Source organism: Mesorhizobium sp. M0040 (assembly GCF_040323505.1).
Classification (GTDB): Bacteria; Pseudomonadota; Alphaproteobacteria; order Rhizobiales; family Rhizobiaceae; genus Mesorhizobium.
Genome location: NZ_JAMYVA010000018.1, coordinates 73,493 through 95,551, shown reverse-complemented (window position 1 = coordinate 95,551; position 22,059 = coordinate 73,493). Strand labels below are relative to the sequence as shown.

Here is a 22,059-nt window from a genome sequence, read left to right as displayed (position 1 = left end):
CGCCAGAAGCTCCGGGCCATTGCCGGCCCGGAGCCCAGCCCTGCAGCCCCGGTGCGTTCAAACGGACGCGCACGGGTATGCTGCAGCAATTTTCAACCGCGCCTGATCTTTCCGAAGAACGAATGGTTTTCGGGGTCATGCGCCAACCGGATCGGCAGATGAACCCCCGCACGCGCCAAACCCTCGAGTTCATCCTCGACAATCTTGTCTGGTTCATGCTGGTCTTCGTGCTGGTGGTCTTTTCCATCCTCATCCCGAACTATTTTCAGCTCGGCATTTTTGCCAACATCATCGAGGCGTCGAGCGTGCTCGGCGTCATGTCGATCGGCTTGGCGCTGGTCATCATCGCCGGCCACATGGACCTGTCGGTCGAATCGGTGGCGGCGCTCAGCGCCATGGCGGTCGGCATCCTGTTCTGCTCGTCGGGCATCGGCCTTGGCATCCAGTTGCAGCCGCAATGGCTGATGGTTCCGGTTTCGCTGCTCATCGCGCTTGCCGTCGGCGGCCTCATCGGCGCCTTCAATGGCTACCTGGTGGTCAGGGTCAAGATGAGCGCCTTCATCATCACCCTGGCATCTTACATCTGGGTGCGCGGCCTGGTGCTGGTTATCTCCGGCGGCCGCTCGGCGCAGGACCTTACGCCGGCAATCCGCTGGTTCGGCATCCAGCGCCTGGGCGGCCTGCCGCTGACTGCCTGGATCGCCATTGCGTGTTTCGTGGTGTTCTCGCTGATCATGGCCAAGACGCCCTTCGGCCGGCACCTGGTCATGATCGGCGGCAACGAGACGGCGACCTTTCGCGCCGGCATCCGCGTCAACCGCAACCTGGTCATAGCCTTCGTTCTCGCCGGCGCCATCGCCGGCCTTGCGGGTTGGCTGCTGGCGATCCGCACCTCCGGCGCGACAGCTAATCTCGGCGTCGGCCTGTTGTTCAATGCCTTCGCCGCAGTCGTCATCGGCGGCGTCAGCCTGAAGGGCGGCGTCGGCACCTTGCCCGGCGTCTATGCCGGCGTGCTGCTGCTCTCGGCCATCAACACGGCGATCAATTTGATGGGCCTGCCGGCCAACTTCACCCAGGTGATCCACGGCCTGCTCGTCCTCGCCGCGGTGCTGCTCGACGCATTCAAGCAAACCATCCGCCAGAGGCTCGCATGACCGGCCGTCTGGAAGATAAGGTCGCGCTGATCGTTGGAAGTGCGCGCGGGATCGGCAAGGGCATCGCACAACGCTTTGCCGAAGAGGGCGCGACGCTTGTCCTGGCCGATACCGAGGCTGAGGCCGGGCAAGCGACTGCGGACGAGCTCGGTGCCGCCTTCATCCGCACCGACATCTCGCAGATGGCTGATGCCGAGGCTGCTGTTGCACTGGCGCTCGACCGTCACGGCCGGCTCGACATCATGGTGCAGAATGCCGGAATCTATCCCTGGCAATTGCTGGAAAACACCAGTCCCGACGATTGGGACCGGGTCATGGCGGTGAACTTGCGCGGCAGCTTCATCGCTGCTCGCGCCGCACTGGTGCCAATGAAGGCACAGCATTTTGGCCGCATGCTGTTCACCTCCTCGATCACCGGCCCGCATGTCACCAGCCCCGGCCACGGCCATTATTCAGCGACCAAGGCCGGCATCAATGGGCTGATCCGTTCGGCTGCGCTCGAATTCTCGGGCTACGGCATTACAGTCAACGGCGTCGAGCCCGGCAACATCCTCACTGAAGGCATAGAGCAGCATCGCGGTGCGGCCTTCATCAAGAACATGGAAGACGCCATCCCGCTCGGCCGTCTCGGCAGCCCTCGCGATGTGGCCAATGCCTTCCTGTTCCTGGCCTCTGACGATGCCAGCTACATCACGGGCACGACCATCATCGTCGACGGCGGGCAGCTTTTGCCCGAGGGCAAGGATTTCCGGCTGCTGCCGCCATGATCCTCGATTTCGGCGGCGGTTTCTTCCTGCGCCGGGCGACCACCGCCGATCATGCAGCGCTTGCGATGATCTGTCTCAAGACCGGCGATGCCGGCAAGGACGCCAGCGGCCGCGAGGACGACCCGGAACTGCTCGGCCTCCTCTACACTATTCCCTACCAGGTGCTCGAACCCGAGCTGGCCTTCATTGTCGATAGTCCCGCAGGTGCGGCCGGCTACCTGCTTGGCGCGGCCGATACGGGCGCTTTCAATGCCAGCCTGGCATCAGACTGGTATCCCGACCTTCAGCGGCGCGTGGCAGACCCGGGACCCGACAGCTCGCGCTGGCGCGGCAGCGACTGGGCGCGGCATCGGGTCCATCATCCCGATTTCGCTATTCCGCCTGCGCTGACCGCCTATCCGTCGCATGGCCATATCGACCTGTTGCCGCAAGCGCGCGGGAAAGGCATCGGCAGGCGCGCGATGGCCTTCCTCGAGCAGGGGCTTGCCGCGAGCGGCTCGACCGGCATCCACCTCGAAGTCATGCCGGAGAACGATGGTGCGCTAAGGTTCTACAAGGCGATTGGATTTGAGGTGGTGCAGGACGCTGATTCATCGAAGCGTTGTGTTTATGTGGCGAAACGGATTGCTCACGCTCCGGCGATTGCAGGCTGATCTGCGACAAGCCAATCGCCCAAGTTGCAAAGAACCGGGAGGCCTATGGACGTACAATGCTGCCGTTCTGCAGCAGCCAGTTGCCCCGCGTGAACACCTTTGCCGCGGGAACGAAACCTTCGTCGCGTGCTCCACCGCAGACACGAAAGTCACCACCATCAACACGGTGCGGGGCCAATTCAAGTGTTGGCGGAGCGTCTACTAGTTCAGTATGGGCGGCAGGGGAACATCCGCGACCGTTCCCCCGGCCACAATCGAGAGCACATAAAGCAGATAAATGGCTAATACCAACAGGGCGAGGAATGAACCGCTGGCAAAGACTCCTGCAACCGCGGCGTCGGGATAAGCTTCGACTTGTTCTTTCTTGAAGGTGTCTTCTTCGTTACCGGTTGTCTTCACAACCCGTTCGCCTGGAAGCCGGTTTCTTTCAGCTTCCTTCGATATCTTATCCGCGAGATCTCCTGCGATCACGGGATCGTCCGGAAGATGACTCGCAAGCCATCCAGGAATATTTTCGCTCCCGCCCATGCCCATACGCAATTGAGATACTGCAAGTTGTAGCTTTCGGCAATCGTTTCCCCCATGAGAGGCAAGCAGATCAGACTTAAGTCCCTGTGGAAAGACAGTTCGAATCAGACCAAAGTCCGAGTAGCACAGTGATCGGATGCGTCTCACCTGGGCGATCAGCTTGAGCGGTGTAGCCCACACTGAACACATCGAGGAAAATGGTGGGCGATGACGGGCTCGAACCGCCGACATCTTCGGTGTAAACGAAGCGCTCTACCAACTGAGCTAATCGCCCGCCCCGGGCCGGACCTTTAAGCAGTTAGGACCGGCTTCGCAAGGCCAAATGAGCGGCGAGTGGCTTGGCCGGGAGCCGGTTTCGAACAAAGTTCGGCTTGTCAAAAAACCTTCTCCTGTTTGCCGTTATGCTGTCCGGGTCCGCTTGACACCCGGTGGCTTACCCCTTATCCACCGCCCCAACGACGAACACGGCTGACACGTGCTCGTCCATGCGCGGGTGTAGCTCAGTTGGTTAGAGTGCCGGCCTGTCACGCCGGAGGTCGCGGGTTCGAGCCCCGTCACTCGCGCCATTTCTCCTTTGGGGTCACGTCCCCTTAATGTCGGAGAAATGTCGACGTTGATTTGTCAAAAATCATCTTCTTTCGTGACCCGGTCTAGGTCCATTCCTTTCGAATTCTGGCATTGATCCTCATCCATCGACCTGCCCGCCTGTTTGTGGTCGAGCCAGAAGACAATAGCTTCTCGGACAAGAGTCGGGTCTAACCCATTCGCTCTCGCTTACAGTCTCATCCCGCAGTGCCGGGCTTCACCCCTCGGCGAGCAGCGCCTCGACTTCCTGCAGCGTCGGCATGGACGGCGCGGTGCCCGGGCGCGTCACCGAAATGCCTGCGACGGCGCAAGCGAAGCGCACCGCCTGCAGGGGTTCCATCCCCCTCGACAGCGCCGCAGCCAGGCCGCCATTGAAGGCGTCGCCCGCACCCGTGGTCTCGATGACCGGGCCGGCGGCGACCGCTGCGACATGCTCGGAACGGTCGGCCGTGTGCAGCAGCGCGCCCTTTTCGCCGAGCGTCACGATGACAGCGCCCACGCCCTTCTCGAGCAGGCTGTCGGCGGCACGGCGGGCATCGTCGATGGAGGATACCTTGATGCCGGTCAGTTCCTCGGCCTCAGTCTCGTTCGGCGTGACATAGTCGCAAAGCGTGTAGATACGGTCCGGAAGCTTGGCCGCCGGCGCCGGGTTCAGGATGGTGGTCACCCCTGCCCCGCGCGCGATCCCCAGCGCCGGCAGCGCCGCCTCGATCGGCTGTTCGAGCTGGGTGACGAAGACGCCGGCCGAGCGGATCAGCCCGGCATTTGCCTCGATGTCGGCGGCCGAGATCAGCATTGCCGCGCCGGGACTGACGATGATGGCGTTATTGCCGCTCGTCTCCTCGACGAAGATATAGGCGGCACCCGTATAGCTCTGCGGCGTCTCGATGACGGCGCTTTTCACGCCCGCCTCTTTCCAGGTCTGCCTCGCCATATCGGCGAACGGATCGACGCCGAGGCGGGTCAGGAAGGTGACGTCGGCGCCGAGCCGGCCGGCCGCCACCGCCTGGTTGGAGCCTTTGCCGCCGGGGCCGAGTGTGAAGGACGTGCCCAGGATCGTCTCTCCCATGCGCGGCTGGCGGGCGGCGCGGTAGGCGGTGTCGGCGACGAAGACGCCCAGTATGACGATCGGTCTGCCCGGCATCTCGCTACTCCGCATCCGGCGGCACGACGCCCTTGCGGAAGGCGAAGCAGCCGTAGAAGCGGCGCTCGCCGGTCTGGATGACGCAATAGGCCCTCTTGGCGCGTTCGTAGAAGGCGTAGCGTTCGACCGAGATCATCGGCCAAGCCTTGCCCTCGGCGGCATCGATCTCTTTTTGCACTTCCTGCTGCACGGCGGGAATGTCGTCCGGCTTGCCGACGATCTCCATGCGCGCGGCCGCGTCGTCGACGAAGGTGTCCAGCGGATAGAGCGACAGTACCGCCTTGACCACGTCGGCCGCCGACGCATCGATGCGCAGCAGCCGGCCAAGCACGGTCTGGCGGGCCACCGAATCAGACGGGAAATTGGTGTCGGCGATAATCAGATCGTCACCGTGGCCCATCGCCCGCAGCGCCTGCAGCACATCGGCATTGAGCAGCGGATTGATTCCTTTGAGCATGGTATTCCTCGCGAAGTTTGCTGGGGCGAAATCAGAGACGCTTGCCGGTCTCTGCGTCGAAGAGATGCACCTGGTCGAGCCGCGGTTTCAGGTGCAGTGTGTCGCCCGGCTTGAAGTCGTGGCGCTCACGGAACAGCGCCACCATCTCGCCCTCGCCGAAGCGCAGGAACACCAAAGTCTCGGAACCGGTCGGCTCGACCACCGAAATCTTCGCCGGAACGCCATCGGGATGGATTTCGAGATGCTCGGGCCGCACGCCGTAGACGACATTACGGCCATCCTCGACGGCACTGGTCGCCGCAATCGGGAACGGCGTCCCGGCGATCTCGACGACGGGCTTGTCGCCCTTGCGCACGACGCCCTTGAGCAGGTTCATCGAGGGCGAGCCGATGAAGCCGGCCACAAACAGGTTGGCCGGCCGGTCGAATAATTCCAGCGGCGCGCCGACCTGTTCGATGCGACCGTCGCGCATCACCACGATCTTGTCGGCCATGGTCATGGCCTCGATCTGGTCGTGGGTGACGTAGATGGTGGTGGTCTTCAGCCGCTGGTGCAGTTCCTTGATCTCGGTGCGCATCTGGACACGCAGCTTGGCGTCGAGATTGGAGAGCGGCTCGTCGAAGAGGAACACCTGCGGGTTGCGCACGATGGCGCGGCCCATGGCGACGCGCTGGCGCTGGCCGCCAGAGAGCTGGCGCGGATAGCGCTTGAGGTAGGGATTGAGGTCGAGGATGTCGGCGGCGCGTTTGACCCGCTCAGTAACCACCGCCGGGTCGGTTTTGCGCAGCTTGAGAGCAAAGGCCATGTTCTGCTCGACCGTCTTGTGCGGATAGAGCGCGTAGTTCTGGAACACCATGGCGATGTCGCGCTTGGCCGGCGGCAGATGGTTGACGACGCGCTCGCCGATGGCGATGGTGCCGCCGGAGACCGTTTCCAGCCCGGCCACCATCCTCAGCAGCGTGGACTTGCCGCAGCCGGAAGGCCCGACCAGCACCACGAACTGCCCGTCGGCGATGTCGACGCTGACATCGTGCAGAACCTTGACGGTTCCGAACGCCTTGGCCACATTGCGGATCGCGACTTGAGCCATCATTCCCCCTTCAGTTGCCGTGAAGCTAAACAACGCAAACGGCGAGGGCAAGTCAGTCTCTTATAGATAAAAAACCCATTCACGTTGACACCGCACTTCGTTGTGCGAATAGTGACAATGTCCGGCTTATGACCCTGTTCCGGGCGCACCGGTACGCTTGTCCGGCACTGAATGCCAAGCGTCGCGGGAGGGAGAATTCGGGCCGCTATTTACGGGAGTCGCTGTCGTTGGGGAACATAATCGGCGCTCCACCATCTGAACCAATTCACAATTGACCTTCTGGGAGGAACGAAATGAAAGTCAGCCTTTATAACCAACTTGTCCGCGCCGGGGCCACCCGCCGCGACGTGCTGAAGGGAGCGGCCAGCATGGCCGCCCTCGCGGCGGCCTCAAGCGCCGGACTTGGTGCGCTGACGCGCACGGCTGCGGCCGCCGACGACCTGCGTGCGCAGATCCTGCAGATCCCGGGTGTCGGCAAGGGTCAGCCGACCGATGCCGACTTCCAGCAGGTCGGCGACCTTTGCCTTGGCGCCACCAAGGCCAATGTCAAGGAAGGCGAATTCGCCGGTGTCGAACTAACCTTCATGGGCCTCAACAACCAGAACCTGCACAATGTGCTGTTTCGCGGCTTCCTGAAGCCGTGGGAGACCTATACCGGCGCCAAGATCAACTGGATCGACCTGGCGCAGGCTGACTACAACGCCCGCCTGCAGCAGTCGATCGCGACCGGCACCGTCGATTTCGACATCATCGAAATGGGGGCACCGTTCGAAGGCGACGTCTGCGGCAAGGGTCTCACCTCCGAGATGCCGGACTGGGTCAAGGACCAGATCGACATGAAGGATGTCGTGGCCTATCTGCAGCCGCCGGTCGGCACCTGGGACGGCAAGCAATATCGCGTCACGGTCGACGGCGACGCGCATAACTTCAACTACCGCACCGACGTGTTCGCCGATGCCGACCTCGCCAAGGCCTGGAAGGACGGCGGCGGAGAAGGCGAATGGGGCGTGCCGAAGACCTGGCAGCAGGTGCAGGCGGTGACGAAATTCCTCAAGGGCAAGCAGGTGAACGGCCAGGATGTCTTTGGCTATCTCGATGCGCCCAAGCCCTGGGGCGGTTTCGGCTTTTATTTCCTCGGCAGCCGCGCCAGCGCCTACGCCAAGCATCCCGATGACAAGGCCTGGCTGTTTGATGCCGACACGATGAAGCCGCGCGTCAACAATCCGGCATGGGTGCGGGCGATCCAGGACGTCATCGATGCCCTGCCCTCCGAACCTGCCGACCAGATCAACGCCGACCCGAACACCACCGCCTTCCAGCAATTCCTGGCAGGCACCGGTTCGATGGTTACCTGGTGGGGCGACGTCGGTTCGAACGTCAAGACCAACGATTCCTCGGTCGTCGGCGACATCACCGGATTCTCGATCCTGCCGGGCTCGGACGATGTCTACAACTCCAAGACCGGCCAGTGGGACAAGCTCGCCAGCGGCCCGAACCATGCGCCGAACTGCGCCTATCTCGGCTGGGGCGTTTACGTCATGGCCCGCGTCGACAGCGACGAAAAGAAGAAGAAGGCGGCATGGTCTGCCGCTGCCCATCTCGGCGGCAAGGACCTGTCGCTCTGGTGCGCGGCCTATCCGTCGGGTTTCCAGCCCTATCGCAACTCGCATTTCAACATACCGGAATGGGTGGCGGCGGGCTACGACGAGGCGTTCATCACATCGTATCTGAAGTCGGAAGCCGACAGCTACAACCATCCGAACGCGGCGATCGAGCCGCGCATCCCCGGCATCTTCCAGTACTACAGCGCCGCCGAGGACATTTTGGCCAACACTTTTGCCGGCAAGATGAAGGCGCAGGAAGGCGCCGACGCCATCGCAGCCGCCTGGGAGAAGCTCACCGACCAGATCGGCCGCGACAAACAGGTCAAGCTCTACAAGGCCTCGCTCGGCATGTAGGCTGAGATAGTGAAACTGGTTCGGCGGCGCACAGCCGCCGGACCTCACCTTGACCGACTTGGCCTCGACCGGCTCGGCCGGTCATCGAGCCTCCTGTGAACGGGCAAGACGCGTGGCTGACCGGACCCTGGCTGACCAGACTTTGTCGACAAGTGAATGGCCGGCAGGCGCCGTGCCATCCGACCTGATACCGCGGAGCCGCAAACGGCTTGGCTGGGCTCTGATGGCTGCTGCGACGCTCGGCCTTCTGGCGGTGATCGCGCTGCAAATCCTCTACAAGAGCGAGGTCGACACTATCGGCTTCGACACCTGGCGGCCGGTGGTCTACGCCTATGTGCTGTGGGGTGTCGCGCTCGGCATCGGCCAGGTACTGACGCGCGGCGAGGACGGCCAGCGCGCTCTGTTCCTGCTGCCGGCGCTGCTGTTTACCATTGCCATGGTGATCTTCCCGACGCTGTTCGGCTTCTACATCGCGCTGACCGACTGGAACCTCAGTTCCTTCAGCGGACGGCAGTTCAACGGGCTCGACAATTTCTGGCAGATGCTGAACGACGCCTATTATCGCAATGCGCTGTTCAACATGGTGCTCTACGTGCTGGCGGTGTTCGTCGAATATGTCATCGCCTTTGGCCTGGCGCTGCTGCTCAACGCGCAGATCCGGGCGCGAAAATTCTTCCGCGTCGTCTTTCTCATGCCCCTGATGCTGTCACCGGTGGCGGTGTCGTGGATGATCGGCAAGTCGCTGATGGAATACCGCTTCGGGCCGGCCGCGACACTGGCGCGCCATCTCGGCTGGGAAAACCCGGCCTTCTTCTCCAACCCGATCACCGCCCGCATCTCGATCATGGTGCTCGACGCGTGGACGTTCATCCCGTTCATGATGATCATGCTGCTCGCCGGCCTGCAGGCGATGTCGCGCGAGGTGCTCGAGGCAGCGCGTGTCGATGGCGCGACTGCCTGGCAGACCTTCTGGCAGGTCACCTTCCCGCTGATGCTGCCGGTGTCGGTGACAGCGGTCATCCTGCGCATCATCTTCAAGCTGAAGCTCGCCGACATCATCATCACCGTCACCTCCGGCGGGCCGGGCGGCGCGACCGATTCGGTGTCCAGTTTCATCTACCGCGAATATCGCGACCGCTCGAACGTCGGCTACGGCACGATGCTGGCGATGGCCTATTTGATCATCATCATCGTGTTCGTGACCTGGCTGCTGAAGTTCGCCAGCCGCTTCGTGCGCAACGTCAACTGATCGGGCCGGCAAGATGAGCGTTCAAACCACCGACTTTGCCGCCTCCGAAATCCGCTCGCCGGCGGCGTTCTTCGCCAACCGCGTCTTCATCTACGGCGCCCTCATCTTCTGGGCTTTCATCTGCCTGTTCCCGATCTATTGGACGATAACCACCTCGTTCAAGACCGCGGTCGACGTCACCCAGGGCCATCTGATCCCGTTTGTCGACTTCAAACCCGACTGGAAGGGCTGGCGTTCGCTCGGCCTGTCGCCGGACTCGATCTTTCGGACATCGACTGTGCGCGACGAATTCATCAAGCGTTTCATGAATTCGGTCATCACTTCGGTCGGCGCGTCGACCCTCGCCATCGTCATCGGCAGCCTCGCCGCCTACGGGCTGACCCGCTATCGTTACAAGTTCGCCTGGTTCAGGAACGAGGACATTTCCTTCTTCTTCCTGTCTCAGCTGATCCTGCCGCCGGTGGTTTTGGCCCTGCCCTTCCTCGTGCTTTACCGCGAAGTCGGCCTGCTCGACACGCGCGTCGGGCTGATCCTGCTCTACACGCTGATGGTGCTGCCGATCGTCATCTGGATCATGCGCGACCAGTTCAACTCCATCCCGGTGGAGTTGGAGGAGGCAGCACTCGTCGACGGCCTGTCGATCTGGGGCGCCTTCTTGCGCATCGTCATGCCGATCGCGCTGCCGGGCATGGTCGCCGCCTTCATCCTGGCGATGGTGCTGTGCTGGAACGAGTATTTCTTCGCCGCGCTTTTGACCTCGACCGACGCAAAGACCATTCCTGTCATGGTGGCCAGCCAGACCGGCTCACAAGGCATCAACTGGTGGTCGATGGCAGCGCTTGCCACCGCCGCCATCACACCGCTCGCCGTCATCGGCATCGCGCTCGAGCGTTACCTGATCATGGGCATGACAGCGGGCGCGGTGAAATAACTGGGCCGGTTCTCCCTTCTCCCCTTGTTGTGGGAGAAGGGAAAAGCGCGCTAACCCGAAAGTGTTGCCCGCAAATGGTCGAGGATCATGGCAACCCCTTTTTGCCCCAATTCCGCCGAGGCTTCGGGCGCACTTGCCGTGTACCAGCCGGTGTTGTCGGCGAAGCGGCCGGCATCCACCGCTTCCGGGCACAGCGCCAGCATCAGTGACGTCTCGCCGGTGCCGGCATGGTCGAACGGGTACCGGCTGTGCATTGAAGCCGGCATCAGCGGATGCACCTGCACCCAGTTGAAGAAATTGCTGCCCTCGGCGTGCTCGGCATAATAGTCGGCCATCGCCGGAGAGCCCCACCAGCCTTCGCCACGTTCTTTCTCCAGGAAGCGGAAGATCGCCTGCCGGCCGGCGGCCTTGAAGGCGAGATCGGTCGGCATGCCGGCGGCAAAATTTTCGGTCTGGTGGTGAATGATGGCGTGGATGTTGCGGAAGCCGATGCGCAGCAGGCTGTAGAACAGTTCTTCCGCAAATGGCGCCAGCACATTGCCACCGACCTGCACCGAACCACTGCCTTCCGGTGCTGCAACCGCATAGCTCGCCGCGCCGTAATAGAAGGGTGGCAGAATGACGATCTCGGCTTCTTTTTCGAACAGTTCCAGGCTCTTGACCACCGCTAGCGTGTCCATGCCGACGGCCATGTGCTCGCCGTGATATTCGAGCACACCGAGCGGCAACACGACCGGCCGGTTTTCGGCGATCACCTTGCGTATCTGATGCGGCAGCATCAATTCGTAGCGCATGACACCTACTCCATATTGGTGTGGCGGGCGCGCATCGCTTCCGGCGAGACGCCGGTCAGATCCCTGAGCTTCAGCACCATCACTTCGAAGAGGACGAACAGCGCGCCTTCGAAAACCGAGCCCATCGGCAGGACGGATGTCTTTTCAGGGCCCTGGTCGTCGGCCATGGTCTGAGCCGGGATAAGCAGTGTGAAGTCGGCCAGCTTCGCGGCAGTGCTGTCGGCTTGCGCGGTGAGCAGCAGGACTGTGGCACTGGCCTCGCGCGCGACCTGCATCAAGGTCAGCACCGTCGACGTCTCACCCGGGCCGGAACTTGCGAGGAAGACATCGCCCTCGCCCAGCGGCGGCGTGGTCATGTCGCCGACGACCGACACCGGCAGACCGAGATGGTAGAGCCGCATGGCAAAACCCTTGACCTGCATCGCCTCGCGGCCGCAGCCATAGGTGACGATCTTTTTCGCGCCAGCCAGGATGGCGCAAGCGGCGTCGATACGGCTTTCGTCGATGCGCTCCAGCACGGTGCCAAGCTCGTTCAGCGCAATCCCAAACAGGTTTTCGCCGGCGTCCGTCATGACATTTGCACCAGCTTGCCGGTGCCGGAGAACCATTTGAATATCTTAGTCACCTTTGCCCCGAACAGCTTGTTTTCATTCATGCTATCACCGCGAAAATCGGTGTCCAACGACACGCAGTGCTTTTGATGCGCCACAGCCGTGATAGTGTCACGGCAAATCGCAAATGAGGAAACGGCAGCAGATGAAGACACGGCATTTCGACCGCATCGGCAATGGCGGCATCACCTTCACCGAGCTCGGCTTCGGCACTGCGCCGCTCGGCAATCTTTATCGCGCCGTATCCGATGAGGATGCCAATGCTACGCTGGAGGCGGCATGGCGGGTCGGCTGCCGCTACTACGACACCGCGCCGCTCTATGGGCTGGGCCTTGCCGAAACGCGGCTCAATCCGTTCCTGCGTTCGAAGAAGCGTGACGACTACGTGCTGTCCAGCAAAGTCGGGCGCATCATGCGCGCCTGCCCGCCGGAACAGCGCACCGGCATCGGCAAATTCTTCGACACCCCATCGCGCCGCGAGGTCTACGATTACAGCTATGACGGCGTCATGCGCTCGTTCGAAGCCTCGCTGGAACGGCTCGGCGTCGACCGCATCGACATCCTCTTCGTGCATGATGTCGACATCTTCACCCATGGCAGCAAGGAAGCCTCGGACCAGCGCATCCAGGAATTCATGAGCTCCGGCTATTACGGATTGCTGGCATTGCGCGACCAGGGCGTGATCAAGGCGTTCGGCGGCGGCATCAACGAGTGGCAGGTTGCCCAGACGCTGGCCGAGCGCGGCGATTTCGATCTGTTCCTGCTTGCCGGGCGTTACACGCTGCTGGAGCAGGAAGCGCTGCAGTCTTTCCTGCCGCTATGCCAGCAACGCGGCATCGGCATCGTTCTCGGCGGGCCGTACAATTCCGGCATCCTGGCAACCGGGCCGAAGCCCGGCGCCTACTACAACTATTCGGAGGCGCCGCAGGACATCATCGATCGCGTCACCCGCATCGAGGCCGTCTGCAAGCGCCACGGCGTGCGCCTGATCGAGGCGGCGCTGCAGTTCCCGCTGCTGCATCCTTCGGTCGTGTCGGTAGTCCCGGGCGGCCAGCGGCCGGGCGAAGTCGAAAGCAATCGCTCGCTGCTCGACACAAAACTGCCACCGGCGCTGTGGGCCGATCTCAAGACAGAAGGCTTGATGCGCGCGGATGCGCCGACGGCATAGTGCCGCCTTTCCAACGACGCTGCGGGCACAGAAAAGAAAAACCGGATATACCGGCTTTTCTTTTCTCTGAAAGACTTAAGGAGGCGCTTAGTTGACCGCGTCCTTGAGGCCCTTGCCGGCCGAGAACTTCGGCACGGTGCGCGCCGGGATCTTCACTTCCGCACCGGTCTGCGGATTGCGGCCGGTCGACGCGGCGCGTTGTGACACGGTGAAATTTCCGAAGCCGACAAGCCGGACATCGCCGCCCTTTTTCAGTTCGCCGGTGATGACGGAAAACACCGCATCAACCGCCGACTGCGCGTCACCCTTCGAAATACTCGCGGCATCGGCGACAGCGGACACCAGTTCGTTCTTGTTCATAAAAATTCCCTTCCATGAGAAAACCGGAACACTCGACTCATCCGGCAGGAAACGGACTTTAGAAAGAAGCGCTCCGGCAACCAAGTCGAAAAGCGCCGGGAAAGTCGAAAAAAGCCCGGAAATCCGGGGTTCTTCACATGAAAAAGCCGGGCTCAAGGCCCGGCTCTCTCTTTGTGCATTGCAACTTTAGCAAGAGCTAATGCGCCAGCGATTTACCAGCTTCGTCCCCGACATCGACCACGGCCGGCGCATTGACGGGTTCAACCCACTGGATCGGTTCCGGCATGCGCACCAGCGCATGGCGCAACACTTCGCCAACCCGTGAGACCGGAATGATCTCCATGCCGCTCTTCACGTTCTCCGGAATCTCCGCCAGATCCTTGGCGTTCTCTTCCGGGATCAGCACCTTCTTGATGCCGCCGCGAAGTGCGGCAAGCAGCTTCTCCTTGAGGCCGCCGATCGGCAGCACCCTGCCGCGCAGCGTGATCTCGCCGGTCATCGCCACATCGGCCTTGACAGGGATTCCGGTCAGCACCGAGACGATCGCCGTCGCCATCGCCACGCCAGCCGACGGTCCGTCCTTGGGCGTTGCGCCTTCTGGCACGTGGACGTGGATATCGCGCTTGTCGAACAGCGGCGGCTCGACGCCGAAATCGATGGCCCGCGAGCGGACGTAGGATGCCGCCGCCGAAATCGATTCCTTCATAACGTCGCGCAGATTGCCGGTCACGGTCATGCGGCCCTTGCCGGGCATCATGACACCTTCCACCGTCAACAGCTCGCCGCCGACTTCCGTCCAGGCGAGCCCGGTGACCACGCCGACCTGATCGTCGCTCTCGACCTGGCCGAAGCGGAAGCGCGGAACACCAAGATAATCGGCAAGATTGTCCGCCGTGATGTTGATCGTCTTCTTCTTCGTCTTCAGGATCTCGGTCACCGCCTTGCGCCCGAGCTTCATCAGCTCGCGCTCCAGGCTCCTGACGCCCGCTTCACGGGTGTAGGTCTGGATGATGCCGCGGATCGCGTCCTCGCCGACGGAGAACTCCTTCGGCTGCAACGCGTGGTCGCGGATCACCTTGGGCATCAGGTGACGCTTGGCGATTTCGATCTTCTCGTCCTCGGTGTAACCCGCGATACGGATGATCTCCATGCGGTCCATCAAGGGCGCAGGGATGTTCAGCGTGTTCGCCGTCGTCACGAACATCACGCTCGACAGGTCGTATTCGACCTCGAGGTAATGGTCCATGAATGTCGAGTTCTGCTCGGGATCGAGCACCTCGAGCAAAGCCGATGACGGATCGCCGCGGAAGTCCTGGCCCATCTTGTCGATCTCGTCGAGCAGGAAGAGCGGGTTGGATTTCTTCGCCTTCTTCATCGACTGGATGACCTTGCCGGGCATCGAGCCGATATAGGTGCGGCGGTGACCACGGATCTCGGCCTCGTCGCGCACGCCGCCCAGCGCCATGCGGATGAACTCACGGCCGGTCGCCTTGGCGATCGACTTGCCGAGCGAGGTCTTGCCGACGCCGGGAGGTCCGACGAGGCACAGGATCGGCCCCTTCAGCTTCTTCTGACGGCTCTGCACGGCGAGGTATTCGACGATGCGGTCCTTGACCTTGTCGAGGCCGAAATGATCCGTATCGAGCACGTTCTGGGCAAAGGCCAGATCCTGCTTGACCTTGGAGTTCCTGCCCCACGGGATCGACAGCAGCCAGTCGAGATAGTTGCGCACGACGGTCGATTCAGCCGACATCGGCGACATCGTCCGCAGCTTCTTCAGTTCGGCTTCCGCTTTTTCGCGGGCCTCCTTGGAAAGCTTGGTCTTCTTGATGCGCGCCTCGATCTCGGCGGCCTCGTCGCGGCCGTCCTCGCCCTCGCCGAGCTCCTTCTGGATCGCCTTCATCTGCTCGTTGAGATAGTATTCGCGCTGCGTCTTCTCCATCTGGCGCTTGACGCGCGAGCGGATGCGCTTCTCCACCTGCAGCACCGAGATTTCGGCTTCCATGAAGCCCATCGCCTTCTCCAGCCGTTCCTTGACGGACAGCGTGGCGAGCATCTCCTGCTTCTCGGGAATCTTGATGGCAAGATGCGAAGCGACCGTGTCGGCGAGCTTGGAATAGTCGTCGATCTGGCTGGCGGCACCCACCACTTCGGGCGAGATCTTCTTGTTCAGCTTGACGTAGTTCTCGAAGTCGGTGACGACGGAACGGGCCAGCGCCTCGACCTCGACCTCTTCCTCCTCCGGTTCGACCAGCGCCGCAGCACGGGCTTCATGGAAGTCGGGACGGTCGGTGAACGCGACGATTTTCGCGCGCGAGGCGCCTTCGACCAGCACCTTCACGGTGCCGTCCGGCAGTTTCAGCAATTGCAGCACATTGGCGAGCGTGCCGATGTCAAAGATGGCATCGGGCTCCGGATCGTCGTCGGCGGCATTCATCTGGGTCGCAAGCAGGATCTGCTTTTCCTGACCCATCACTTCTTCCAGCGCCTTGATCGACTTTTCACGCCCGACGAAGAGCGGAACGATCATGTGCGGGAACACCACGATGTCGCGCAGTGGGAGGACTGCGAAGACGCCGTCGCTGGGAGCCTTGGATAATTTGGCCATTGTCCAACCTTTCATGTCGCGGCCGCCAATCGGCCAACCGCGAATCTCATATTAACGACCGGGGATCGTTCCGCCTACCACCGTTTGTGACGGGAGTTTTACAGCACAGAATTCGGCACCACGGCCTTCTGCCATTAGTTGGAGGCACGGGGGGTAAAGATCAAGGGTCAACACGGTCCGTCCCTCCAATCCGCAGCCATTACGCGGCGCCGTACGCGGTGTGCGACAGCAAAACGGCGCCCTGCGGCGCCGTTTCGGAAAAATCCATTGCCGGCTCACGTCAGGCGCTGACGTTGCCCTTCTTTTCCTTCTGCTCGGAATAGATGTAGAGCGGCCTGGCGTTGCCTGACACCACCTCTTCCGAAATAACCACTTCGCGCACGCCTTCCAGCGCCGGCAGCTCGAACATGGTGTCGAGCAGGATCGCTTCCATGATCGAACGCAGGCCGCGCGCGCCGGTCTTGCGCTCGATGGCGCGCTTGGCGATCGCCGAGAGCGCGTTCTCGTGGAAGGTCAGGTCGACATTCTCCATCTCGAACAGCCGCTGATACTGCTTGACCAGCGCGTTCTTCGGCTCGGTCAGGATCTGGATCAGTGCCGGCTCGTCGAGATCCTCCAGCGTCGCCAGGACAGGCAGACGGCCGACGAACTCGGGAATGAGGCCGAACTTCAAGAGATCCTCAGGCTCGACCAGGCGGAAAACATCGCCGGTGCGGCGATCCTCGGGCGAAGCGACGATGGCGCCGAAACCGATCGAGGTCTTCCTGCCGCGATCCGAGATGATCTTGTCCAGGCCGGCGAAAGCGCCACCGCAGATGAACAGGATGTTGGCGGTGTCGACCTGCAGGAATTCCTGCTGCGGATGCTTCCTGCCGCCCTGCGGCGGCACGGAGGCGACAGTGCCTTCCATGATCTTCAAAAGTGCCTGCTGCACGCCCTCGCCCGAGACGTCGCGGGTGATCGAGGGATTGTCCGACTTGCGCGAGATCTTGTCGATCTCGTCGATATAGACGATGCCGCGCTGGGCGCGCTCGACATTGTAGTCGGCCGACTGCAACAGCTTCAGGATGATGTTCTCGACGTCCTCGCCGACATAGCCGGCCTCGGTCAGCGTCGTCGCGTCGGCCATGGTGAAGGGGACGTCGATGATGCGGGCCAGCGTCTGCGCCAGCAACGTCTTGCCGCAGCCGGTCGGGCCGATCAGCAGGATGTTAGACTTCGCCAGTTCGACGTCGTTGTTCTTGCCGGCATGGGCGAGGCGCTTGTAGTGGTTGTGGACGGCCACCGACAGCACGCGCTTGGCGTAGGGCTGGCCGATGACGTAGTCGTCGAGAACCTTGAGGATTTCCTGCGGGGTCGGCACGCCCTCGCGCGACTTCACCATCGAGGTCTTGTTCTCCTCGCGGATGATGTCCATGCACAGTTCGACGCATTCGTCGCAGATGAACACCGTCGGCCCGGCGATCAGCTTGCGCACTTCGTGCTGGCTTTTGCCGCAAAACGAGCAATAAAGCGTGTTCTTGGAATCACCGCTGTTGTTGCCGACCTTGCTCATTTTCCTGTCCTTTCATGGCCGCCCGCCGATGGTCTGGTTGAAAGGGCGCATATTCAATCTATCGCGGGAATCCGCTGCCGCCAGTGCCCCGGCTCCCGCAACGCATTCCGTACGAAACACAAATCGGAAAACGGGGCAATGATTCGAACAACCCCACGCAAAGCTAAGCCGTCGAAAATCAACATAGCCTTAACGTAGGCAATTGCACCCGTCGAGGGAACAGCCAATTGTGGCCGAAATGCCGCAAGCTGCGCCAAAAGCGCGTGATCCCGCCACTCATTGCCACCGCGGGGCCACCGCGGGCCTATAAGGCAATACCTTCGACCGGCTCACGTGACGAAATGACCTTGTCGATGAGGCCGAAATCCCTCGCCTCGTCGGCAGTCATGAAATGGTCACGGTCGAGCGTTTTTTCAATCTCATCGTAGCTCTTGCCGGTGTGCTTGACGTAGACCTCGTTGAGGCGGCGCTTCAGCTTGATGATGTCCTGGGCATGGCGCTCGATGTCGGAAGCCTGGCCCTGGAACCCGCCGGAAGGCTGGTGGACCATGATGCGGGCGTTCGGCGTGGCAAAGCGCATGTCCTTATGGCCCGCCGTCAAGAGCAGCGAACCCATCGATGCGGCCTGGCCGATGCAGAGCGTCGACACGGCAGGCTTGATGAACTGCATGGTGTCGTAGATCGCCATGCCCGAGGTGACGACGCCGCCGGGCGAGTTGATATAGAGATTGATTTCCTTCTTCGGATTCTCCGCCTCGAGGAACAGCAGCTGCGCGCAGACCAGCGTCGCCATGCCGTCCTCGACCGGACCGGTGATGAAAATGATGCGCTCCTTGAGGAGCCGCGAGAAAATGTCGTAGGCCCGCTCGCCGCGATTGGTCTGTTCGACCACCATCGGAACGAGGTTCATGTAGGTTTCGACGGGGTTCTTCATGGACTATCCCTTTTTGAGGATGGGATTCCGGCGCCGGAGATTTGCAATCGGGCAGAATCGGTTCTGGATCGTTATTGTGTAAATAGGATGCCGGCTCACCCTAGCGCAAGGCCGCCTCTCCTAGCCATCCGGTTAAGTCGAATCAAGGTTTCCAAACCAGTTTCGCCTGTCGCCGTGCCTGCAGCCCCTCTCCTGCCGTGGGAAGGGGCGCTCCATGCTTGGCCGTTGTTTAGCAGTTTCTTAACCGCATCGCTTAACGAAAAGTGGTGAAACCGCTTTTTCCGGCCACGGCTTACCCTACAATTCAACGTTGAACTCGCTTCACGCAGTTCAAACAGGGGGAGTGCGATGATCAAGAAAGTTGCTTCCTTGGCCCTTACCGGCATCAGCGTTCTCGGCATGGCGTCCGAAACGGCTGCCGGCGGACGCTCGGTCGAATGCTACGAGCAGGTTAACCGGCCGGCCGTCTACGACACCGTCTACGAGGATGTGCTCGTCAGCCCAGCCGGCCAGCAGGTGCAGTATGAAGCGCCGATCTACGGGACGCGTGAGCGCGTGGTGCAGATCGCGCCGGCGCGCGTTAGCTACGAGACCGTGCCCGCCATCACCCGCACCATCTACCGGTCCGTGAGGGTCAATGACGGCGGCTATTCCTGGGAATGGCGCATCATCAATGGCCGCAAGGTGCTGTGCAAGGTCAGGCACAAGGCGCGCTATGAACGCATGGCCGAGATCGTCGTGGTTGAGCCGGAACGCCGGCGGCGCGTTGTCCTCCCCGCCGAATACGAGAGCGTCGCCGAAGAGGTTCTCGTGCGGCCGGAGCAACGGCGCATCATCGACATTCCGGCGTCCTATCAGACAGTGGCCCGCCGCGTGGTGGTCAGGGAGGGCTCATCCAGCTGGCGCCGCGTGCATATTCCGAGGCATTGCCAGTATTAGCGCTCAGGCCACCTCCGCCCTGAGCCATTTCTTCAGGCCGTCGACATCGCCGTTGCCGACGTAGGCCGCAACCCTTCTGCCGACTGCCGCGCCGAACTTGTAGCCGTGGCCGGAGCAGGCCGAGACGACCAGGCATCTGCCTTTCTGGTGAGCCAGGAATTTCTCGTCGGCGGTGAAGGTGTAGGCGCAGGTGACCACCTCGGTGACCTTGTACTCGTCGATACGAGCGATCGGCGGCGAAAACAGGTTGCGGATCGCCTCGCCTTCGCCCGGCACCGGCTGACGGTTCCAGTCGGCATCGCTGGTCGGCACCCTGTGCAGGCCCGAGCCGAATTTCATGCCGGCCCCGCCCGAGGGCGGGATGGCGTAGCCGTCGACAGTGCCGCCAATGTTGAGGACGACCGGTGCTGCCTGCCAGACCGCCTGCAGATCCGCCGGCGGTTCGACATAGGCGAGCGCGGTGCGCCAGGTTTTCAGCTCGCCATCCAGCTCCGGGAACAGTTTTAGCACCCAGGCGCCGGCAGCGACGACGATCCGGTCGGCCTGCATCGTTTCGCCGCCTGCCAGCACGATATGCCCGGCCTCGGCGTCGATCTCGACCACCTTGCTGTTCTCGTAGACATTGGCGCCGTTCGCGCGCAGCCACCTGGCGAGGCCGGCGGCGATCTTGCGGCAGTGCAGCGCGCCGCCGTCCGGCGAAAAATACGCATAGCGGAATGAACCAGGTTCTAGGAACGGCCAGCGTTCGACCGCGGCATCCGGCTCGAACAATTCGAACGGGTAGTTCCCGGCTTCCATGCCTTCTCGGTATTCCTCGGCCTCATCTCCCGGCTGGCGCGAAATGCAGATGAAGCCGCGCGGATCGAGATGGCTTTCACCGAGATCGGCCCACATCTCATCCCAGGCTTCATAGGCTTCGGTGATCAGCCGGCCGTAGCCCGTTCCGGCCCGGTAGGCGCGGCGGATGATGCGATGATGATCGCCGGAGGCGGCGAGCGGATTGGGGATCGGTCCCTGCTCGACGATCGAGACGAGGTGACCGGCCTTGGCCAGCGACCACGCCGTCGAAAGCCCGGCAATGCCCGCACCGATCACGATCACATTCATGAAACCGTCCTTCCGCAACCGCTTCGGCGGCTCACCTCACGGGAGGGCCAACATACGGTCTGGCACCAGACTGGCAAGCCGCGCTAATGATCTGGCATGACCGAATTGAAGCCGCCCTACCTTGCCTTTGATCCAGCCACCCGCCGCCTGCGGCTCGGTCCGCACGAGCCGGCGTTCTTCCAGAATCCGTACGAAGCCTACGCCTTCCTGCATGGCGCATCGAACGCCTTCTTCTGGGAGGAGTTTGGTTTCTGGTGCTTTGGCGGCTTCGACGACGTCAACCGGCTGCTGCGCGATCGCCGCTTCGGCCGGCAGAACCCGGCCGGCATTCCGGACAGCCGAGGCATCGGTCAGGACCGCACGCACCTCAGCGCCTTCGACGGCATCGAGGCCAATTCGATGCTGGAGCTGGAGCCACCTGTCCACACACGGCTCAGAACGCTGGTCAACCGCGCCTTCGTCTCGCGCCAGGTCGAGCGGCTCAGGCCACGTGTCGAGGCGCTGGCCAACGAACTGATCGACCGTTTCGACCCAGGAGGAATCGACCTGCTGCCGGCATTCGCAGCTCCCTTGCCGATCACCATCATTGCGGAAATGCTCGGCGTGCCGGTCGACATGGGGCCGCAGCTGCTCGACTGGTCGCATCGGATGGTCGCCATGTACATGCATGGCCGCACCCGCGAGACGGAGGACACGGCCAATCGCGCCGCGCGTGACTTTTCGAATTTTTTGCGCGGCTACGTCGCCGAGCGGCGAAAGAGGCCGGGCGAGGATCTTCTGTCGCTGCTGATTGCGGCACAGGAGGACGGCCAGAAACTGTCGGAGGACGAGCTGGTATCCTCGGCCATCCTTTTGCTCAATGCCGGCCATGAAGCAACTGTCCACCAGACCGGCGTTGCGGTGCGCTCGATCCTTGCGCAAGGCGGCGACCCGCGCCGCTTCTTCGCCTCACCGGAAGCAACAGCCGCGACGGTCGAAGAGTGCCTGCGCTTCGACGCGCCGCTGCACATGTTCACGCGCTACGCCTATCAGGAGGTCGAGGCCGGGCCGGGGATCATCGTCCAGCCGGGCGAGACGATCGGGCTGCTGCTCGGCATGGCCAATCGCGACCCTACTGCGTTTGCCGAGCCCCTCGCCTTCAGGCCGGACCGTGCCGACCAGAAGAACGTATCGTTCGGCGCCGGCATCCATTTCTGCATCGGCGCGCCGCTCGCCCGGCTCGAACTGCAGGTGTCGCTGAAAACCTTGTTCGAACGCCTGCCGCGGCTCCGTCTTGCCGAACAGCCGCGCTTCCGTGACACGTATCATTTCCACGGGCTGGAAACGCTTGCCGTCAGAATCTGAGGACGGCTTCCGACGACAGGCTTCGAAAGCCTGCTCCGGCGAATTCCGGTCAAATAGGTAACATCTCAAGGTCGCGAGTGCCAAATAATCGCTGCTCGAACGATGAAGCTACCGGAAGCAGGA

At 62.2% G+C, this 22,059-nt stretch carries 21 protein-coding genes and 2 tRNA genes; 10 read left to right on the top strand and 13 right to left on the bottom strand.

The window, feature by feature from the left end; all coding sequences use genetic code 11:
• Window positions 1-158 precede the first annotated feature (158 nt).
• From NKJ91_RS17850 to NKJ91_RS17840, 3 genes are read left to right on the top strand one after another with little or no spacing between them, the layout of a single operon-like run.
• Window positions 159-1,154: an ABC transporter permease gene (locus NKJ91_RS17850; RefSeq protein ID WP_352456625.1), complete on the top strand. Its 996-nt coding sequence runs from the start codon at window positions 159-161 to the stop codon at window positions 1,152-1,154.
• Window positions 1,151-1,921 carry an SDR family oxidoreductase gene (locus NKJ91_RS17845; RefSeq protein WP_023674668.1) on the top strand — a complete coding sequence of 257 codons (771 nt, stop codon included), beginning with the start codon at window positions 1,151-1,153 and terminating at the stop codon, window positions 1,919-1,921. The genes NKJ91_RS17850 and NKJ91_RS17845 overlap by 4 nt, the downstream gene beginning before the upstream one ends.
• A complete protein-coding gene (locus NKJ91_RS17840) occupies window positions 1,918-2,574 on the top strand; it encodes a GNAT family N-acetyltransferase (RefSeq protein WP_352456624.1) in 657 nt (218 codons plus the stop codon). Before NKJ91_RS17845 ends, NKJ91_RS17840 begins: the two co-directional genes overlap by 4 nt.
• Before the next feature lie 201 nt (window positions 2,575-2,775).
• Here the strand turns inward: NKJ91_RS17840 and NKJ91_RS17835 are convergent, their stop codons facing one another.
• Window positions 2,776-3,102 (bottom strand): hypothetical protein, encoded by a 327-nt coding sequence (locus NKJ91_RS17835; RefSeq protein ID WP_352456623.1) that lies wholly within the window; start codon window positions 3,100-3,102, stop codon window positions 2,776-2,778.
• Window positions 3,103-3,300: 198 nt separating this feature from the next.
• A tRNA-Val gene (locus NKJ91_RS17830) sits at window positions 3,301-3,376 on the bottom strand.
• 215 nt (window positions 3,377-3,591) lie between these two features.
• On the opposite strand from NKJ91_RS17830, the gene NKJ91_RS17825 reads away from it, so the two are divergent.
• Window positions 3,592-3,668 (top strand) — tRNA-Asp (locus tag NKJ91_RS17825).
• 236 nt (window positions 3,669-3,904) lie between these two features.
• Here NKJ91_RS17825 and rbsK read toward each other — a convergent pair.
• The 3 genes from rbsK to NKJ91_RS17810 are packed head-to-tail and all read right to left on the bottom strand — an operon-like array spanning window position 3,905 to window position 6,378.
• Window positions 3,905-4,831, bottom strand: coding sequence for a ribokinase (gene rbsK, locus NKJ91_RS17820; RefSeq protein ID WP_352456622.1), 927 nt, complete (start codon window positions 4,829-4,831; stop codon window positions 3,905-3,907).
• Between the two features lie 4 nt (window positions 4,832-4,835).
• Entirely contained in the window at window positions 4,836-5,288 is a 453-nt protein-coding gene (locus NKJ91_RS17815) for an RbsD/FucU family protein (RefSeq protein WP_352456621.1), read from the bottom strand.
• 31 nt (window positions 5,289-5,319) lie between these two features.
• On the bottom strand, window positions 5,320-6,378 hold the full coding sequence (locus NKJ91_RS17810; protein WP_352456634.1) for an ABC transporter ATP-binding protein: 1,059 nt from the start codon (window positions 6,376-6,378) through the stop codon (window positions 5,320-5,322).
• A gap of 293 nt (window positions 6,379-6,671) precedes the next feature.
• On the opposite strand from NKJ91_RS17810, the gene NKJ91_RS17805 reads away from it, so the two are divergent.
• The 3 genes from NKJ91_RS17805 to NKJ91_RS17795 all read left to right on the top strand — a co-directional run bounded on the left by NKJ91_RS17805 (window position 6,672) and on the right by NKJ91_RS17795 (window position 10,516).
• Window positions 6,672-8,336, top strand: coding sequence for an ABC transporter substrate-binding protein (locus tag NKJ91_RS17805; protein WP_352456620.1), 1,665 nt, complete (start codon window positions 6,672-6,674; stop codon window positions 8,334-8,336).
• 127 nt (window positions 8,337-8,463) lie between these two features.
• Window positions 8,464-9,585, top strand: coding sequence for a carbohydrate ABC transporter permease (locus NKJ91_RS17800; protein ID WP_352456633.1), 1,122 nt, complete (start codon window positions 8,464-8,466; stop codon window positions 9,583-9,585).
• 13 nt (window positions 9,586-9,598) lie between these two features.
• Window positions 9,599-10,516 carry a carbohydrate ABC transporter permease gene (locus NKJ91_RS17795; RefSeq protein ID WP_352456619.1) on the top strand — a complete coding sequence of 306 codons (918 nt, stop codon included), beginning with the start codon at window positions 9,599-9,601 and terminating at the stop codon, window positions 10,514-10,516.
• A 50-nt stretch (window positions 10,517-10,566) separates the two neighbouring features.
• Here the strand turns inward: NKJ91_RS17795 and NKJ91_RS17790 are convergent, their stop codons facing one another.
• From NKJ91_RS17790 to NKJ91_RS17780, 3 genes are read right to left on the bottom strand one after another with little or no spacing between them, the layout of a single operon-like run.
• Entirely contained in the window at window positions 10,567-11,310 is a 744-nt protein-coding gene (locus tag NKJ91_RS17790) for a creatininase family protein (RefSeq protein WP_352456618.1), read from the bottom strand.
• Window positions 11,311-11,315: 5 nt separating this feature from the next.
• On the bottom strand, window positions 11,316-11,882 hold the full coding sequence (gene hxlB, locus NKJ91_RS17785) for a 6-phospho-3-hexuloisomerase (protein WP_352456617.1): 567 nt from the start codon (window positions 11,880-11,882) through the stop codon (window positions 11,316-11,318).
• Window positions 11,879-12,076, bottom strand: coding sequence for a hypothetical protein (locus tag NKJ91_RS17780; protein WP_352456616.1), 198 nt, complete (start codon window positions 12,074-12,076; stop codon window positions 11,879-11,881). The genes hxlB and NKJ91_RS17780 overlap by 4 nt, the downstream gene beginning before the upstream one ends.
• Between NKJ91_RS17780 and NKJ91_RS17775 the strand changes: the two genes are divergently transcribed.
• Entirely contained in the window at window positions 12,067-13,089 is a 1,023-nt protein-coding gene (locus tag NKJ91_RS17775; RefSeq protein WP_352456615.1) for an aldo/keto reductase, read from the top strand. The genes NKJ91_RS17780 and NKJ91_RS17775 overlap by 10 nt on opposite strands.
• Window positions 13,090-13,176: 87 nt before the next feature.
• Here the strand turns inward: NKJ91_RS17775 and NKJ91_RS17770 are convergent, their stop codons facing one another.
• From NKJ91_RS17770 to NKJ91_RS17755, 4 genes are all read right to left on the bottom strand, one after another.
• Complete coding sequence (locus tag NKJ91_RS17770; protein WP_023674657.1) at window positions 13,177-13,449, bottom strand: HU family DNA-binding protein; 273 nt, start codon at window positions 13,447-13,449, stop codon at window positions 13,177-13,179.
• 196 nt (window positions 13,450-13,645) lie between these two features.
• Window positions 13,646-16,057, bottom strand: coding sequence for an endopeptidase La (lon, locus tag NKJ91_RS17765; protein WP_023674656.1), 2,412 nt, complete (start codon window positions 16,055-16,057; stop codon window positions 13,646-13,648).
• Window positions 16,058-16,337: 280 nt separating this feature from the next.
• Window positions 16,338-17,612 carry an ATP-dependent Clp protease ATP-binding subunit ClpX gene (gene clpX, locus NKJ91_RS17760; RefSeq protein ID WP_006332719.1) on the bottom strand — a complete coding sequence of 425 codons (1,275 nt, stop codon included), beginning with the start codon at window positions 17,610-17,612 and terminating at the stop codon, window positions 16,338-16,340.
• A gap of 304 nt (window positions 17,613-17,916) precedes the next feature.
• On the bottom strand, window positions 17,917-18,546 hold the full coding sequence (locus tag NKJ91_RS17755; protein WP_023674655.1) for an ATP-dependent Clp protease proteolytic subunit: 630 nt from the start codon (window positions 18,544-18,546) through the stop codon (window positions 17,917-17,919).
• Between the two features lie 348 nt (window positions 18,547-18,894).
• Between NKJ91_RS17755 and NKJ91_RS17750 the strand changes: the two genes are divergently transcribed.
• Window positions 18,895-19,485: a hypothetical protein gene (locus NKJ91_RS17750; RefSeq protein WP_023674654.1), complete on the top strand. Its 591-nt coding sequence runs from the start codon at window positions 18,895-18,897 to the stop codon at window positions 19,483-19,485.
• Window positions 19,486-19,488: 3 nt separating this feature from the next.
• Here the strand turns inward: NKJ91_RS17750 and NKJ91_RS17745 are convergent, their stop codons facing one another.
• Window positions 19,489-20,592, bottom strand: a complete 1,104-nt coding sequence (locus tag NKJ91_RS17745) for an NAD(P)/FAD-dependent oxidoreductase (protein WP_352456614.1) — start codon at window positions 20,590-20,592, stop codon at window positions 19,489-19,491.
• 96 nt (window positions 20,593-20,688) lie between these two features.
• On the opposite strand from NKJ91_RS17745, the gene NKJ91_RS17740 reads away from it, so the two are divergent.
• Window positions 20,689-21,936: a cytochrome P450 gene (locus tag NKJ91_RS17740; protein WP_352456613.1), complete on the top strand. Its 1,248-nt coding sequence runs from the start codon at window positions 20,689-20,691 to the stop codon at window positions 21,934-21,936.
• Window positions 21,937-22,059: the final 123 nt, after the last annotated feature.